Origin of the sequence: Sphaerisporangium sp. TRM90804 (assembly GCF_029846175.1) — a bacterium.
Classification (GTDB): Bacteria; Actinomycetota; Actinomycetes; order Streptosporangiales; family Streptosporangiaceae; genus Sphaerisporangium.
On record NZ_JARWAC010000005.1, the window covers coordinates 93,247 to 109,176 of the forward strand.

Here is a 15,930-nt window from a genome sequence, read left to right on the forward strand (position 1 = left end):
CGGCCCTCTCGGGTGCACACCGCTCTTACCCAAGAGCAATGCTCTCTCAACGGCCGGGCCATCGTCAAGAGCACTGCTCTCGTATCGTTTCCCCGCTCCGAGCCAGGCGGCCCCGGTGTGTCACCCGGACGTGCGCGGGGCGGCCATGTGTCACACGGAGGAGCGCGGAGTCGCGGCCATGCGCGCGACGACCAGTCCCCAGACGACGGTGAGCAGCAGGGCCAGCGTCAACGTGAAGGGCGGCAGCGTCCACACGCCCATCCCCTCGGCGAACACGCCGGCGAGCCACGGGAACACCGCGCCGCCGATCACCGACACGCCGTTCAGCACCCCGATCGCCGTGGGCACCAGCCGGGCCGTGGTCATCCTCGGCGTGACGGCCATCGTGGTGGGGAAGACGGGCCCGAGCCAGAAGCCGAGCAGGACGAGGCTCACGGCGGCCACCGCCGGCACGGGCGCGAGCCAGGTCAGCGCCGCGCTGGCCGTGACGCCGGCCAGGCAGGCGAAGGTCATGCCGGTCGCCGTCCAGCCGAGTCGCGTCGCCGCCGGGCTGATGAGGAACCGTCCCAGAGCGAGCCCGAGCCAGTACCCCGAGACCGTGTATCCGGCGACCAGGTCGCTCTGCCCGTGCTCGTCCACCAGGAAGGTGAAGGCCCAGTTGCCCACGCCCACCTCCAGGCCGACGTAGACGGCGAGGAAGACGGCGCCCAGCAGCACCGCCGGCTCCCGCAACGCGGTGCCCAGCATCCCGCCCCCGGTCGCGGCCGGCGCGGCGGGAATCGGAGCGGTGAGGGCCGGACCGGTGGAGGTGGAGACGGGGCCGGCGGGGGCGACGTCGGCGGGGGCCCTCTCACGGGGCGCCGGAGGGTGCGCCCGGAGGGTGAGCACGAAGCCGGCGACCAGCGGCAGGCAGGCCAGGCCGAGGGCCAGCCACACCGCGGTCCACGGGAGGTGGCGGAGCATCCACGTGGCCAGCAGGGGGCCGGCCAGCGCGCCGACGCCGAAGAACGCGTGCAGGCGGTTGAGCAGCGTCCTGGCCCTCGGCAGGTCGGCCAGGTAGGTGTTGAGCACCGACTCCATGAGGCCGGTGCCGTAACCGGCCACCACCTGCACGGCCACGAACGCCAGGAAGGGCGGGCGCACGGCCGTGTACAGCCCGGCCACGACGAAGACGCCGCCGCCGACGGCCAAGGACGTCCTGATCCCGAAGCGGTGGATCAGCGCGCCCGAGGTGGACCCCGCCAGCAGGAACCCCGCGGAGAAGGCGAAGAAGGTGGTCCCGATCACGGCCTTGTCGACGCCGTAGTCTCGGATCTGGGCGGGCAGCAGCACACCGCCCACTCCCGCGCTCACGCCGATCAGGATGAAGGCGGCGTAGGCGACCCCGACCGGGCTCACCCGCGCCCACCGCGGCACAGACATCGGACCTCCAGGGGGACGGCGCGCCACCCACCCTGACCCGGCGGCGGATCGGCGGCCTGCGCTCAAGCTCGGCCGTGCATCCGCGATGATCCAACTGCGCCGATGCGTCGCATGTTATCCCAGCCCCCCGCCAACCTGGAGCCCCAGGTCGGCGCCGCACAGGACGAGCGAGCGCCCACCGCCCGGCGGTCGGAGCAAGAGCGGTGCTCTCTAACAGGCGAGGTGCTCTGCTATGGTCGGGCAGATGAACGCAGGTCGCACCGCCCGGGAGCGTGTCCGAGCCGAGCTGATCCGCGAGATCAAGGACGTGGCACGCCGCCACCTGGCCGTCGACGGCGCCGCCGGCCTGTCCCTGCGCGCGGTCGCCCGCGAGCTCGGCATGGTGTCCTCGGCGATCTACCGCTACTTCCCCAGCCGCGACGAGCTGCTCACCGCGCTCATCATCGAGGCCTTCGACGCCGTCGGCACGGCCGTCGAGGAGGCCGACGCCTCCGTCCCGAACGACCGCCACCTCGACCGCTGGATGGCCGTCTGCCGCGCCATACGCGCCTGGGCCCTGGCCAACCCGCACGAGTACGCCCTCATCCACGGCTCCCCCGTGCCGGGCTACGTGGCCCCCGAGGCCACCGTGCCGGCCGCCGCCCGCGACGGCCAGGTGATGGCCCGCATCCTCCACGACGCCCGCCAGGCGGGCCGCCTCTCCCCCCCGCCCGTCGCCCTCCCCCCCGCTCCCGCGTCGTTCGCCCCCGACGCCGCCCGCATCCGCGAGGCCCTGCCCCTCTTCGCCCCGTTCCCCGACGACGTCATCATGCTCGGCCTGACGGCGTGGACGAACGTCTACGGCGCCGTCAGCTTCGAACTCTTCGGCATGTACCGCAACATGATCGAATCCGACCGCCCCGCCACCTTCGACCACATGACCCTCACCTTGGCCACCCTCCTCGGCCTCACCCCGACTCACTAGCCCCACCCCCTGCGGGCACCTCCCACAGGGCGCTCACCGGCATGGCGCGCAGGCGGGGGCCGAAGGGGAGGGTCTGGGTTCCGGTGTAGAGGACGACGCCGACCAGGAAGTCGTCGCCAAGGCGGTCGGCCAGGTGGCGGAGGCCGCGGAAGTCGTCGGGGCGGACGGTCGAGCTCGCCTTGACCTCGATGCCGACCACACGGCCCCGGCGGTTCTCCAGGACGGCGTCCACCTCGACCTTCTCCTTGGTGCGGTAGTGGAACAGTTCGGCGCGCTCCTCGGACCAGGTGAGCTGGCGAGCGAGCTCCATGAGCACGAACCCCTCCAGCAGCGGGCCGAACAGGCCGTCCGGACGCACCAGGCTGCGGGCGTCGGCGCCGAGGAGATTGGCTGCCACTCCGGAGTCCACGAAGGCGAACTTAGGGGTGCTGATCGCGCGGCTGCTGACGTTGCGCGACCATGCGGGGATGCGCTTGGTCAGGAAGACCTCTTCCAGTAGCGCGAGGTAGCGGTGGACCGTACGGGCCGACAGGCCGACGCCGTCGCTCAGCGCGTTGGCGACGAGGAGCTGACCCGACCGGGCGGCGAGCATGCGGAGCAGAGCACGCATCTCGGAGGTCCGCTCGATCTCCGAGAGCTGGCTGACGTCGCGCGCGATCAGGTCGGCCACGTACGAGTCGAAGAAGCGCTCCCGGCGCCGGGGGTTCGACCGGGCGACGGCTTCGGGGAAGCCGCCCCGGACGACGCGTTCGGCGTACTGCGCGCGGGTGACGGAGGAGGTGTGCCTGAGGTTCTCCCCCTCGGTGAAGAGCGCGTCCACCAGGCGGTCCGGGGTGCCGTCGATCTCGCCCTGGGAGAACGGCCAGAGCTCGACGGTCTCCACGCGGCCCGGCAGCGCGTCGGGGAGCGCCCTGAGGCCCAGCACCCGCGCCGACCCGGTCAGCAGGTAGCGGCCCGGCGACGGGTCGGCGTCCACCTGCTCCTTGATGGCGAGCAGCAGATCGGGGACGCGCTGGATCTCGTCGACGACCATGAGCCCGGGGAACGCGACGAAGCCGGCCGGGTCGGCGAGGGCGGCCTGCCGGACCACGGCGGTGTCGAGGTTGCGCCACTCGGCCGCGCGATCTTTGGCGAGGAGCCGGACCAAGGTGCTCTTGCCGCTCTGCCTCGCCCCGTTGACGAGCACCACCCGCGTGTCGTTCAGTGCCGTGCTGACGGCCTCCCCGGCGTGCCGGGGAAGCACCTCTCCCAACGGAGTCTGTCCGGAGCCGACCACCAGCTCAGCATGGCACATCGCACCGTCGAACGGCGGGTTCGCCGCGAGATCGCTGGCACGCTGGTCGCTATGCTGCTGGCACGTTGGTCGCCAAGTGTCTGGCACGTTGGTCGCTAGGTAGCTGGCACGCGGGTCGCCACCATACCGGCGCGCTCGTCGCTCCGAGGCCGGCACGCCGGTCGCGGGTCCGCCCGCGGGGGTCTCTGAGGGGCTGACACGATCTTCGCTGCCCGCTGCCGGGGGTTCGGGGATGTCACAGGCGGGGGTGCTGTCTCGTCTACGGGGTGCGGGCAATCCTCGATCAAGGAGTCAGACGATGAACCTCGCGCTGTGGATCGCCGCCGGGCTGCTGGCGGCGGTGGCCCTGACCGGCGGCGTCACCAAGACGTTCGTGCCCAGGGAGAAGCTGGCCGCCGCCCATGGTGGGGGGTGGACCGGGGACGTCGGAGCCGGCTTCGTCAAGACCCTCGGCGTGCTGGAGCTGCTGGCCGCGGCGGGACTGGTCCTGCCCGCGGCGCTCGGCGTCGCACCGGTTCTCGTGCCGGTGACCGCCGTCTGCTGGGTCCTGCTCATGGTGGGCGCGATGATCACCCACGGTCGCCGGGGCGAGTTCATGTTCGTGGCGCTGAACGTGTTCTATCTCGTGCTCGCGGTGTTCATCGCGTGGGGCCGCTTCGGCCCCGGGTCCTTCACGGGCTGACGGTGCTTCGAGGGGAGGCCGCATGAGCGGGGCCGAGGAGTTCCAGGAGTTGCGGCCGCTGCTGTTCTCGATCGCCTACCGGATACTGGGCGGCGTGAGCGAGGCCGAGGACGCGGTCCAGGAGGCCTGGCTGCGGTTCGAGGCCTCCCCGACACGGCCCAGGTCGGCCAAGGCCTTCCTGTCGGCCATGGTGACCCGGATCTCCATCGACGTGCTTCGCTCGGCCCGGGTCCGGCGGGAGCAGTACGTCGGGCCGTGGTTGCCCGAGCCGCTGCTCACCGACCCCTACGAGGATCCGGTTCGGTCGGCCGAGCTGGCCGACTCGGTGTCGATGGCGGCCCTGTTGCTGCTGGAGCGGCTCAGCCCGCTGGAGCGGGCGGTCTTCGTCCTGCGGGAGGTGTTCGACTTCGGCTTTCCCGAGGTCGCGTCGGCGGTGGGGCGCTCGGAGGCGGCGTGCCGCCAGCTGGCGGTGCGGGCGCGGCGCCACATGGCCGCGGGCCGGCCACGTTTCGAGGCGGACCGCGAGGAGCGGGAGGAGCTTGCGTCGCGGTTCTTCGAGGCCCTCCGCGAAGGCGACGTCGCCGGCCTGCGGGAACTGCTCGCCGCCGACGTCTCGCTGGTCGGCGACGGCGGCGGCAAGGCCCCGCAGCTGGCCAGGGCCGTCATCGGCGCCGAGACCGTGGCCCGGCTGCTCGCCTCCGTCTTCCCCCGGATGGCCCGGATCGACGTGACGTCCGAGCGGCACGAGGTCAACGGCCAGCCGGGCGCGATCTTCCGCGACCGGGACGGAAAGGTGCTGCACACCCTGGCGCTCGACGTGCTCGACGGGCGGATCCAGACCATACGCGCGGTGATCAACCCCGACAAGCTCGGGCACATGGGCCCGGTGGCGGACGCCTGGGCCATCGACCGCGAGGTGAGACGGGCACGCCGGTCCGCCGAATGACCGCGACAGCCGGCCGCATCTCGAACCCCGCGCACGGTCCGGCGCCTTCACCAGCGGGGCCAGCTCGCCCGGAAACGGCCGGGGCCGGGCCGGGGCCGGAAATGCGGCCGGGGGCGCCCACACTCTCGTGAGCGTCCCCCGGCCGGCTCATCCGCCGTTCACGGCCCCCGCCCGCGCCACACGCGGGCTCGGGCGGAGGGCCGGGCGGGTCAGCGGGAGGCGCGGTTCACGGCGCTGAGGATGGCTCGGAGGGAGGCGGTGACGGTGTTGCCGTCCACGCCCACGCCCCACAGGACGCGGTCGCCGATCTGGCATTCGACGTAGGCGGCGGCGCGGGCGTCGCTGCCGGCGCTCATGGCGTGCTCGGTGTAGTCGAGGACGCGGACGTCCACCCCCACGCTGCGCAGGGCGTCGACGAACGCCGAGATGGGGCCGTTGCCGACGCCCTCGACCTCGCGGATCTCGCCGTCCACGCGGACGTCGGCGTTGATGACGTCCTTCTCGTCGACCCGGGAGACGTGGCGGTGGGCGAGCAGGCCGAGCCGGCCCCAGGACCTGGTGGTGCTGGGCAGGAACTCGTCGCTGAAGACGTTCCACATCTCGGCGGGGGTGACCTCGCCGCCGGCGACGTCGGTGTGGGCCTGGATGACGCCGGAGAACTCGATCTGCAGGCGACGCGGCAGGTCGAAGCCGTGCTCGGCCTTCATGATGTAGGCCACGCCGCCCTTGCCGGACTGGCTGTTGACGCGGATCACGGCCTCGTAGGTGCGCCCGACGTCCTTGGGATCGATCGGCAGGTACGGCACCGCCCACTTGTGCGCGTCGACCGGCGTCCCGGCGGCCGCGGCGTCGCGCTCCAGGGCCTCCAGGCCCTTCTTGATGGCGTCCTGGTGGGAGCCGGAGAAGGCGGTGTAGACCAGCTCGCCGCCGTACGGGTGGCGGGGGTGGACGGGGAGCTGGTTGCAGTACTCGACCACGCGGCGGATCTCGTCGATGTCGCCGAAGTCGATCCGCGGGTCGACGCCCTGGGAGAACAGGTTGAGCCCCAGGGTGACCAGGCAGACGTTGCCGGTGCGCTCGCCGTTGCCGAACAGGCAGCCCTCGATGCGGTCGGCCCCGGCCTGGAAGCCCAGCTCGGCGGCGGCGACGGCCGAGCCGCGGTCGTTGTGCGGGTGCAGCGACAGCACGATCGAGTCGCGGTAGGCGAGGTTGCGGTGCATCCACTCGATCTGGTCGGCGTAGACGTTGGGGGTGGCCATCTCGACGGTGGCCGGCAGGTTGACGATCACCTTGCGGTCGGGGGTGGGCCGCCAGACGTCGTTGACGGCGTCGCACACCTCGACGGCGTACTCCAGCTCGGTGCCGGTGAACGACTCGGGCGAGTACTGGAAGTAGATCTCGGTGCCGGTCATCTCGTCGGCGAGCTTCTTGCACAGCTTGGCGCCCTCGACCGCGATGGCGGTGATGCCGTCCTTGTCCTGCCCGAACACCACGCGCCGCTGCAGGGTCGAGGTGGAGTTGTACAGGTGGACGATGGCCTGCCTGGCACCGCGCACGGACTCGAAGGTGCGCTCGATCAGCTCTGGGCGGGCCTGCGTCAGAACCTGGATCACCACGTCGCCGGGGACGCGGCCCTCCTCGATGATCTTACGGACGAAGTCGAAGTCGGTCTGCGAGGCGGCCGGGAAGCCGACCTCGATCTCCTTGTAGCCCATGCGCACCAGCAGCTCGAACATCCGCAGCTTGCGGTGGGGGTCCATGGGGTCGATCAGGGCCTGGTTGCCGTCGCGCAGGTCGACGGCGCACCACTGCGGCGCGCGGTCGATGACCTTGTCGGGCCAGGTGCGGTCGGTCAGGCGTACGGGGGCGAACGCCTCGTAGCGCTGGAACGGCATGGGACTGGGCTGCTGCTGGGGATACATTCGTTGCTCCAGGTCGGTGTTCGGGACTCCGGAGGCGGCGCGTGACAGGGCTCATGCCTGTACGGATCTCATCGATCTGGGGAAAGGTCGCCACCGGGGATCACCCTCGGGCGGCCGACGCGCATGACTCGCTCCGCGGCGAGGGAGCCGGCCTCTTACAGGCCCTCGCCGCGGCGGCTAAGAAGCAGCCCGCGCAGCATACCCAGACGGTAGCAGACGCCCGAGAGTCGCCGCGAACACCTTCGCGGCGAGGCGGCCCGGCGGGCGCCGGCCCCCCGGGCGGCGCCGCCGGCGCGCCGGCCGGGAAAGCGGCAGGCCGGAGGCCGATCACGGCGCCCGGCCCGGTCGCCGCCGGCCGCCACCCCGTAAGCTCCCCTATGGCGACACACGAGGGGGAAGCGATGCAGGACGGCGACATCTTCGCGAAGGTCAGGGAACTCGTCGCGGAGGAGCACGCGCTCCGCGAGCGGGTCATGAAGGGCGAGGTCTCCAGCCAGGACGAGCACGAGCGCGTCCGGGAGGTGGAGGCGGCCCTCGACCAGTGCTGGGACCTTCTGCGGCAGCGCAAGGCGCGCAGGGAGTTCGGTGAGGACCCCGACTCCGCCGCCCCGCGCCCGGTCAACGAGGTGGAGAACTACCAGCAGTGAGGCGCCGCCGGGCCTCCGCCGAGGCCCGCGCGGCCGGTCGGCGCTCCGCACCCGGCCAATAATTCCTGCCTATCTCTTTTGCGATCTTTGCTCTGTATTTCGCCCTTCGACGTCCGGACAACGTCTGTAATCGAAGGGCGACCACAAAGAGCGCGATCGACCGCGACGGGGGTGGGGGCATGCGAGGCAGACGTGCGGCGGGGGCCGTCAGGCACGCGCGGGGGGCGACCGGGCGCCCGGCGGAACGGTGATCGCCACCCAGGAGCCGCCGGTCGCCGACCCGCGGCTCCGCCGGGGCTGGCTGCTCACGGTGGCCTCCTCCACCGACCACAAGGTGATCGGCAACCTCTACCTGATCACCTCCTTCGGGTTCTTCCTGATCGCCGGGCTGATGGCGATGGCCATCCGCGCCGAGCTGGTCGGGCCCGGAATGGACTTCCTCAGCCACAAGCAGTACAACGAGTTCGTCACCATGCACGGCACCCTGATGCTGCTGCTGTTCGCCACCCCCCTGTTCGCCGGGTTCGCCAACGCGGTCATGCCGCTGCAGATCGGCGCCCCGGACGTGGCCTTCCCGCGCCTGAACATGCTGAGCTACTGGCTGTTCCTGTTCGGCGGCCTCATGGTGCTGTCGGGGTACGTCACCGCCGACGGCCCCGGGGACTTCGGCTGGACGGCCTACACCACGCTCTCGACGGGCACCTACTCACCCGGCATCGGCAAGGACCTGTGGATCATGGGCCTGGTGCTGTCGGGGCTGGGGACGATCCTGGGGGCGGTCAACTTCATCACCACGATCATCGCCATGCGCGCGCCCGGCATGACGATGTTCCGAATGCCGATCTTCACGTGGAACACGCTGCTCACCAGCATCCTGGTGCTGCTGGCCTTCCCGGTGCTGGCCGCCGCGTTGCTCGCGCTGGAGGCCGACCGGAAGCTGGGCGCGCACGTCTACGACGCCGCCACAGGCGGCGTCATCCTGTGGCAGCACCTGTTCTGGTTCTTCGGGCACCCGGAGGTGTACATCGTCGCGCTGCCGTTCTTCGGCATCGTGACCGAGGTGCTGCCGGTCTTCAGCCGCAAGCCGCTGTTCGGCTACATCGGGCTGGTGGGGGCCACGATCGCCATCGCGGGGCTGTCGGCCGCCGTCTGGGGCCACCACATGTTCGTCACCGGACGGGTGCTGCTGCCGTTCTTCTCGTTCATGTCGTTCCTGATCGCCGTGCCGACCGGGGTGAAGTTCTTCAACTGGGTGGGCACGATGTGGCGCGGCCACCTGACGTTCCCCACGCCGATGCTCTTCGCCGTGGGCTTCCTGGTGACGTTCCTGCTGGGCGGCCTCACCGGCGTGCTGCTGGCGTCCCCGCCGCTGGACTTCCACGTCAGCGACTCCTACTTCGTGGTCGCCCACTTCCACTACGTGCTGTTCGGCACCGTGGTCTTCGCCATGTTCGCCGGCTTCTACTTCTGGTGGCCCAAGTTCACCGGCAGGATGCTCAACGACAGGCTGGGCAAGTGGCACTTCTGGACGCTGTTCGTGGGCTTCCACGTCACCTTCCTGGTGCAGCACCTGCTCGGCACCCAGGGGATGCCGCGCCGCTACGCCGACTACAGCGGCCTCGGCGACTACACCGGCATGAACATCGTGTCCTCCCTCGGCGCCTTCCTCCTGGGGGCCTCGACGCTGCCGTTCCTGTACAACGTCTGGCACACCTGGCGGCACGGCCCCAGGGTGACCGTCGACGACCCGTGGGGCTTCGGCAACTCGCTGGAGTGGGCCACCTCGTGCCCGCCGCCGCGGCACAACTTCACCCGCATACCCGTCATCAGGTCGGAGCGCCCGGCGTTCGACCTGCACTACGCCCACCTGCCGATCACCGCCGAACGGGTGGGCAGGAGACAGCTCCCCTGACCGCCGCGGGCGGCGGTCAGACGGCGAGCAGGCGGTGGACCTCCTCGTCGCGCAGCTCCTCGGCGGTGCCGGCGCGCACGACGTGGCCGGCGTCCAGGATCAGGAAGCGGTCGGCGAGCCGGAGCGCCAGGTCGAGGTACTGCTCCACGAGCAGCACGGCGATGCCTGAGCCGTGCAGCCGCTCGATGGCCTCCTCGATCTCCAGGATGATGGACGGCTGGATGCCCTCGGTCGGCTCGTCCAGGATCAGCAGCTTGGGGCGGGTGACCAGCGCCCGCGCCATGGCGAGCTGCTGCTGCTGGCCGCCCGACAGGAAGCCTGCCCGCCTCTTCAGCAGGGGTTTGAGCCGGGGGAAGACCTCCAGCGCGGCGTCGATGGACCCGGGGTCCTTGTGCGGGGACGCCTCCATCGTGACCAGCAGGTTTCCCATCACGCTGAGCTGCGGGAACGTCTCGTGCCCCTGGGGGACGTAGCCCAGGCCGAGCCGCACGCGCTCGTGGGGCCGCAGCTTGGTGACGTCCTGGCCGTCGAACGTGACGGTGCCCGCCGTGGCGGGCAGCACGCCCATGACGGTGTTGAGCAGGGTGGTCTTGCCCACGCCGTTGCGGCCCATGACGCAGACCAGGCTGCCCGGCTCGACGTCGAAGGACACGCCGAACAGCACGCGCGCCCTGCCGTAACCCGCCTCCAGATCGCGTACCGACAGCATCACTTCGCCTCCCCCGCGGAACCCACGACCGCATCCTCGCCCGCCCCGGCCGCCCGGGTGGTTACGGGAGGGCCAACGTCGGCCGAACCCTCGGCCGCCTCGGCGTCCCGCGCCCGGCCGAGGTAGACCTCCTGGACGCGGGGGTCGGCCCTGACCTGCTCGACCGAGCCCTCCATGAGGATCCTGCCCTCGTGCAGGACCGTCACCTGGGAGGCGTAGCGCCGCAGGAACTCCATGTCGTGCTCGATGACCACCACCGTGTGGTCCTTGGCGATCAGCGTGAGCAGCTCGCCCGTGCGCGAGCGCTCGTCGGCGGACATTCCCGCGACCGGCTCGTCCAGCAGCAGCAGGCGGGGCCCCTGGGCGATGAGCATGCCGATCTCCAGCCACTGCCGCTGGCCGTGCGACAGCACCCCGGCGGGCCGCTCGGCCAGCGCGTCCAGGCCCGTGGTCTCCATCGCCGCGGCGACGGCGTCGGAGACCCCGCGCCGACGTCGCGCCAGCGACCACAGCGGCCTGCGGAACGACGCCGCCAGGTCGAGGTTCTCCACGACCGTGAGCTGCTCGAACACCACCGAGGTCTGGAAGGTGCGGCCCACGCCCATGCGGACGATCTCGTGCTCCCTGCGCCCGACCAGGTCGTGCCCCTCGAACCGCACCGAACCGGTGGCGGGGCGGGTGAGCCCGGTGATCACGTCGACCAGCGTGGTCTTGCCTGCGCCGTTGGGGCCGATCAGGAAGCGCAGCTCCCCGTGCCGCACCGTGAGGTCGATGCCGTCGATCGCGCGGAACCCGTCGAAGACCACCGACAGGCCGCGCACCTCCAGCAGCGCGTCGCCGCCCGGCGGCTCCGGGACGGAGGGGCGGGTCTGCTCGACGGCGGCGCCGTTCTCCCGCGACGTCTGGCCGTCGTCGGACGGCCGCCCGTTCGGCTCGGTCACGCCCGTACCCTCCTCGACCGCACCAGCCCGCGGACCGACGACGCGATGCCGAAGATCCCCTTGGGTGCCAGCGTCATGACCAGGATGAACAGCGCTCCCTGCAGGTAGAGCCAGCCGTCGGCGAACTCCTCGCTGAAGGAGGTCTTGGCGTAGCCCATGACGACCGCCCCGAGGACGGCCCCGGCCAGGGAGAACCTGCCGCCGATCGCGACGGCGACGACCAGCTCCAGCGACGGCACGACGCCGAGCAGCGCGGGCGAGATGATGCCCACGACCGGGACGAACAGCGCGCCTGCCAGCCCCGCCATGCCTGCGGAGACGGCGAAGGTGATGGTCTTGACGGTGGCCGGGTTGTAGCCGAGGAAGCGCACGCGGTCCTCGCCGTCGCGCACCGCGATCAGCAGGCGGCCGAAGCGGCTGCGGACGAGCTGCCAGGCCACCAGGTAGAGCAGCCCCAGCACCAGGGCGACGACGATGTACAGCCCGCGCTGGGTGTTCTCGACCGCCAGGTCCTGCCCGAAGAGCTCGAAGAAGTTGGTCAGGCCGTTGGTGCCCCCGGTGAGGCCCTGCTGGCCGATCAGCAGGATCACCACGGCGGCGGCCAGCGCCTGCGTCAGGATGGCGAAGTAGGCGCCGCGCACCCGCTGCCGGAACACCAGCGCGCCGAGCAGCACCGCCAGGACGACCGGCCCGACGATGGCGAACGCGACCGCGAACACCGGGTTGGCGAACGGCACCCACAGCGCGGGCAGGCTCTCCACGCCGCTCCAGACCATGAAGTCGGGCAGGTCGCCCGCGGCGTCGTGCAGTTTGAGGTACATGCCCATCGCGTAGCCGCCGAGGCCGAAGAACACCCCCTGGCCGAGCGTCAGCATGCCGCCCTGGCCCCAGGCCAGTCCGATGCCGAGCGCGACGATGGCGTAGCAGAGGTACTTGGCCAGCAGCCCGAGGCGGAAGGGCTCCAGCAGCAGCGGCGCCACCACCAGGGCGAGCACCGCGATGGCGGTGAACACCGCCGGGCCGCGCAGCCGGTCGAACCAGGGCCGCGGCGGGGGCGGGGGCGCGACGCGCGCCACGTCCGGGAGCGTGGCCGTCATGTCAGCGCCCTCGATCGCAGTACGAACAGGCCCTGCGGCCGCACCTGGAGGAACGCGATGATCGCCACGAAGACGATGACCTTGGCCAGGCTGGCGTTGGTCCAGAACTCGGCGTAGGAGTTGAGCAGGCCGAGCGCGAGCGCGGCGAGCACCGCGCCGCGCAGCTGCCCGAGGCCGCCGGCGACCACGACGAGGAACGCGTCCACGATGTAGTAGGTGCCGAGGGCGGGGCCGACCGGCCCGATCAGCGTGAGCGCCACGCCCGCGATGCCGGCCAGGCCGGAGCCGATGAAGAACGTGCGCTGGTCGACCCGGCCGGTGTTGATGCCGCTGACGGCGGCGAGCTGCCGGTTCTGCATGACGGCCTGCATGCGCCTCCCATGGGAGCTGCGGGTCATGTACGCCCAGATCGCCACGACGCTGCCGATGGCCAGCGCCAGGATGAACATGCGGTTGTACGGCAGGATGCCGATGCCGCCCTGCAGCCAGGCCGGCGCCTGCACCTGCACGTTGGGCGCGCCGAACAGGTCACGGGCGAGTTGCTGGAGCACCAGGCTGACGCCCCAGGTGAGCAGCAGCGTGTCGAGGGGGCGTCCGTAGAAGTGGCGGATGGCCGTCCGCTCCAGGATCAGGCCCATCACGCCGGCCACGGCGAACGCCACGGGCAGCGCGACGAGCACGGCCTGGCGTCCCGCCCAGTCCTGCAGCAGGTAGGCGGTGTAGGCGCCGGCCATGATGAACTCGCCGTGCGCCATGTTGATCACGCCCATCTGGCCGAACGTGAAGGTGAGGCCGAGCGCGATGAGCAGCAGGACCGCGCCGATGGAGAGCCCGATGGGCAGTTGGTTGACTACGGCCTCCACGCGGGCACCTCCCTCGCGGTCTCCGCGACCTCCACGCGCCGCGCGCCGCGCACGCCGCGCATGTCAGTCAGGTTGCGCATGTGTCGCTGGTCCCTTCTGTAGGTCACGCAGGTCCCGCGATGCCTCGCGGGTCGTGCCGGGGGGCGCTGGCACGCCGCCGGGGGCCGGTTCCGGAACGCGGCGGGCCGCGTCTCCGCGCCGCGGTGCTGCCCGCGGTCAGGTCGCCACCGCGTTCCGGAACTCGTTGGTGTGGCCGGGTGGAGACCCCCCTCTACCCGGCCACGCTCGTGGCGGCCGGCGCTAGGTGAGGCCGCCGGCCCAGGGATAGGACTTGAGGTAGGGGTCGGGCTTGATCGGCTCGCCGGAGTTCCAGACCTCCTTGATCTGGCCGTCCGGTTCGACCAGGCCGATCCTGGCGGTCTTGAACATGTGCTGGTTCTCGCCGTCGATGGTCACCGCGCCCTCGGGACGGTCGAGCTTGATGCCGCCCGCCGCCTTCTTGACCGCCTCGACCTCGGTGGTGCCCGCCTTCTTGACCGCCTCGGCCCAGAGGTAGACGGCGTTGTAGCCGGCCTCCATGGGGTCGGAGGTCACCCGGTCGGCGCCGTACTTGGCCTTGAAGGCGTCGACGAACTTCTTGTTCGCCGGGTTGTCGGTGGTCTGGTAGTAGTTCCAGGCGACGAGGTGGCCGGCGATGTTGTCCACGCCGATGCCCTTGACCTCTTCCTCAGCGACGCTGACCGACATGACCGGCATCTGCTCGGCCGTCACGCCCGCGCTCTTCAGCTGCTTGAAGAAGGCCACGTTGCTGTCGCCGTTCAGCGTGTTGAACACGGCGTCCGGCTTCGCCTGCACGACCTTGTTGGTGAGCGTGCTGTATTCGGTGTGGCCGAGCGGGGTGTACTCCTCGCCGAGGATCTCCATTCCGTTCGCCGCCGCGTACGCCTTGATGATTTTGTTCGCGGTGCGCGGGAACACGTAGTCGCTGCCGACCAGGAAAATCCTCTTCTTACCCTGTTCCTTGAGGTAGTCGAGGCCGGGCACGATCTGCTGGTTGGTGGTGGCGCCGGTGTAGAAGATGTACGGGGAGCTCTCCAGGCCCTCGTACTGCACCGGATACCAGAGCAGGGCCTTGCGCTTCTCGAAGACCGGAAGCATGGCCTTGCGGCTCGCGGACGTCCAGCCGCCGAACACCGTGGCGACCTTGTCCTGGGCGATCAGTTTCGTGGCCTTCTCCGCGAAGGTCGGCCAGTCGGAGGCGCCGTCCTCGACGACCGGCTCGATCTTCTTGCCCAGTACGCCGCCCGCGGCGTTGATCTCCTCCACGGCGAGCAGCTCGGAGTCACGTACGGTGACCTCACTGATCGCCATCGTGCCGCTGAGGGAGTGCAGGATCCCGACCTTGATCGTGTCGCCCGCCCCCGCCCCCGCCGCCGTGGTGCCACCGGTGCTCGTCGAGGACTGTCCGCCACAGGCGGCGAGCCCCATCGCCAGGACCGCGGCCGCGGCTCCGATGCGCCAAGCTGTATTCCGCAATTAGTCCTCCTTGCCGATACGGCCCCCGCATCCGTCTGCCGCAAAGGTGAGCGAGCCACGTTTCCCGTCGAGGTCGGGTTTGTTAATTGCCGTTTACCGGATCATCACCGGAACAACAAGAACGGCCCACGCCAGGGCCCTGACCACGCGGCCGCCGTACCGCGCGAATTCTTCGGGCGACACGCCTAACGGCGCTCGCGCGGCGGAGTGAAATAGGCTGATGTGGGACCGGAGAAGGGATATGAGAACCCCGGGGCGGTAGACACACACTCGAAATCCCCGCGTCACGTCGCGGAAACGAGGGTTGCCTAGGGTCCGGCCATGCGGCTCACCCCACACGAACAGGAACGCCTGCTCATTCACGTCGCCGCGGGAGTCGCCCGTGACCGGCGAGCGCGTGGGCTGAGGCTGAACCACCCGGAGGCCACCGCGATCATCGCGTCCTTCCTCATGGAGGGTGCCAGGGACGGCCGAAGCGTCGCCGACCTGATGGAGGCGGGCCGCGAGGTGCTCCGCCGTGAGGACGTCATGGAGGGGATCCCCGAGATGCTGGAATCGGTGCAGATCGAGGCGACGTTCCCCGACGGCACCAAGCTGGTCACCGTCCACCGGCCGATCGCATGACGTCCGGCGCGATGGTCCCGGGGGAGATCCTGCACGGCGAGGGCGACATCCCGCTGAACCCCGGGCGCGAGCGGGTGACCCTCCGTGTCGTCAACACCGCCGACCGGCCGGTGCAGGTGGGGTCGCACTACCACTTCGCCGCCGCCAACCCGGGTCTCGCGTTCGACAGGACGGCCGCGTGGGGCAGGCGGCTTGACGTGCCCGCCGGGACGGCCGTCAGGTTCGAGCCCGGCGTCGAGCGCGACGTGACGCTGGTGCCCATCGCGGGCCGCCGCGTCGTGCCCGGCCTGCGGCCGGAGTGGGCGGGCGAGCTGGACGCCGGGCCACCAGGAAGCCCGGCGCCGGAGCCCGGCACCGGCCCGGCCGGAGGC

The 15,930-nt window shown here is 71.0% G+C and carries 14 protein-coding genes and 1 pseudogene; 7 read left to right on the forward strand and 8 right to left on the reverse strand.

What is annotated here, in order from left to right:
- Window positions 1-150 precede the first annotated feature (150 nt).
- The gene (locus tag PYR91_RS06385) at window positions 151-1,422 is read right to left on the reverse strand and encodes an MFS transporter (RefSeq protein WP_279778175.1); all 1,272 of its coding nucleotides are present in this window, start codon (window positions 1,420-1,422) and stop codon (window positions 151-153) included.
- A 244-nt stretch (window positions 1,423-1,666) separates the two neighbouring features.
- Here PYR91_RS06385 and PYR91_RS06390 point away from each other — a divergent pair, with 244 nt between their 5' ends.
- A complete protein-coding gene (locus PYR91_RS06390) occupies window positions 1,667-2,386 on the forward strand; it encodes a TetR/AcrR family transcriptional regulator (protein ID WP_279778176.1) in 720 nt (239 codons plus the stop codon).
- On the opposite strand, the gene PYR91_RS06395 is transcribed toward PYR91_RS06390, so the two are convergent.
- Window positions 2,370-3,629, reverse strand: a complete 1,260-nt coding sequence (locus tag PYR91_RS06395) for an ATP-binding protein (protein WP_279778177.1) — start codon at window positions 3,627-3,629, stop codon at window positions 2,370-2,372. The two genes, PYR91_RS06390 and PYR91_RS06395, sit on opposite strands and share 17 nt — an antisense overlap.
- Before the next feature lie 349 nt (window positions 3,630-3,978).
- Here PYR91_RS06395 and PYR91_RS06400 point away from each other — a divergent pair, with 349 nt between their 5' ends.
- The gene (locus tag PYR91_RS06400; RefSeq protein WP_279778178.1) at window positions 3,979-4,362 is read left to right on the forward strand and encodes a DoxX family protein; all 384 of its coding nucleotides are present in this window, start codon (window positions 3,979-3,981) and stop codon (window positions 4,360-4,362) included.
- A 22-nt stretch (window positions 4,363-4,384) separates the two neighbouring features.
- Window positions 4,385-5,308 carry an RNA polymerase sigma-70 factor gene (locus tag PYR91_RS06405; protein WP_279778179.1) on the forward strand — a complete coding sequence of 308 codons (924 nt, stop codon included), beginning with the start codon at window positions 4,385-4,387 and terminating at the stop codon, window positions 5,306-5,308.
- A 209-nt stretch (window positions 5,309-5,517) separates the two neighbouring features.
- Here the strand turns inward: PYR91_RS06405 and leuA are convergent, their stop codons facing one another.
- Window positions 5,518-7,230 (reverse strand): 2-isopropylmalate synthase, encoded by a 1,713-nt coding sequence (gene leuA / locus PYR91_RS06410; RefSeq protein WP_279778180.1) that lies wholly within the window; start codon window positions 7,228-7,230, stop codon window positions 5,518-5,520.
- A gap of 401 nt (window positions 7,231-7,631) precedes the next feature.
- Here leuA and PYR91_RS06415 point away from each other — a divergent pair, with 401 nt between their 5' ends.
- Together PYR91_RS06415 and ctaD are read left to right on the forward strand one after the other, a co-directional pair.
- Complete coding sequence (locus PYR91_RS06415) at window positions 7,632-7,877, forward strand: DUF2630 family protein (protein ID WP_279778182.1); 246 nt, start codon at window positions 7,632-7,634, stop codon at window positions 7,875-7,877.
- A gap of 247 nt (window positions 7,878-8,124) precedes the next feature.
- Window positions 8,125-9,789, forward strand: coding sequence for a cytochrome c oxidase subunit I (ctaD, locus tag PYR91_RS06420; RefSeq protein ID WP_279778184.1), 1,665 nt, complete (start codon window positions 8,125-8,127; stop codon window positions 9,787-9,789).
- Window positions 9,790-9,805: 16 nt separating this feature from the next.
- On the opposite strand, the gene urtE is transcribed toward ctaD, so the two are convergent.
- From urtE to urtA, 5 genes are all read right to left on the reverse strand, one after another.
- Window positions 9,806-10,498, reverse strand: a complete 693-nt coding sequence (gene urtE / locus PYR91_RS06425; protein WP_279778185.1) for an urea ABC transporter ATP-binding subunit UrtE — start codon at window positions 10,496-10,498, stop codon at window positions 9,806-9,808.
- Complete coding sequence (urtD, locus tag PYR91_RS06430) at window positions 10,498-11,328, reverse strand: urea ABC transporter ATP-binding protein UrtD (protein ID WP_279778273.1); 831 nt, start codon at window positions 11,326-11,328, stop codon at window positions 10,498-10,500. Before urtD ends, urtE begins: the two co-directional genes overlap by 1 nt.
- Before the next feature lie 107 nt (window positions 11,329-11,435).
- Entirely contained in the window at window positions 11,436-12,536 is a 1,101-nt protein-coding gene (gene urtC / locus PYR91_RS06435; RefSeq protein WP_279778186.1) for an urea ABC transporter permease subunit UrtC, read from the reverse strand.
- On the reverse strand, window positions 12,533-13,399 hold the full coding sequence (gene urtB, locus PYR91_RS06440) for an urea ABC transporter permease subunit UrtB (protein ID WP_279778187.1): 867 nt from the start codon (window positions 13,397-13,399) through the stop codon (window positions 12,533-12,535). The genes urtC and urtB overlap by 4 nt, the downstream gene beginning before the upstream one ends.
- Before the next feature lie 300 nt (window positions 13,400-13,699).
- Entirely contained in the window at window positions 13,700-14,935 is a 1,236-nt protein-coding gene (gene urtA / locus PYR91_RS06445) for an urea ABC transporter substrate-binding protein (protein ID WP_279778188.1), read from the reverse strand.
- A 321-nt stretch (window positions 14,936-15,256) separates the two neighbouring features.
- Between urtA and PYR91_RS06450 the strand changes: the two genes are divergently transcribed.
- Window positions 15,257-15,559: an urease subunit gamma gene (locus PYR91_RS06450; RefSeq protein ID WP_279778189.1), complete on the forward strand. Its 303-nt coding sequence runs from the start codon at window positions 15,257-15,259 to the stop codon at window positions 15,557-15,559.
- 11 nt (window positions 15,560-15,570) lie between these two features.
- Window positions 15,571-15,873 (forward strand): annotated as a pseudogene (locus tag PYR91_RS06455) (urease subunit beta); the annotation flags it as partial.
- Window positions 15,874-15,930: the final 57 nt, after the last annotated feature.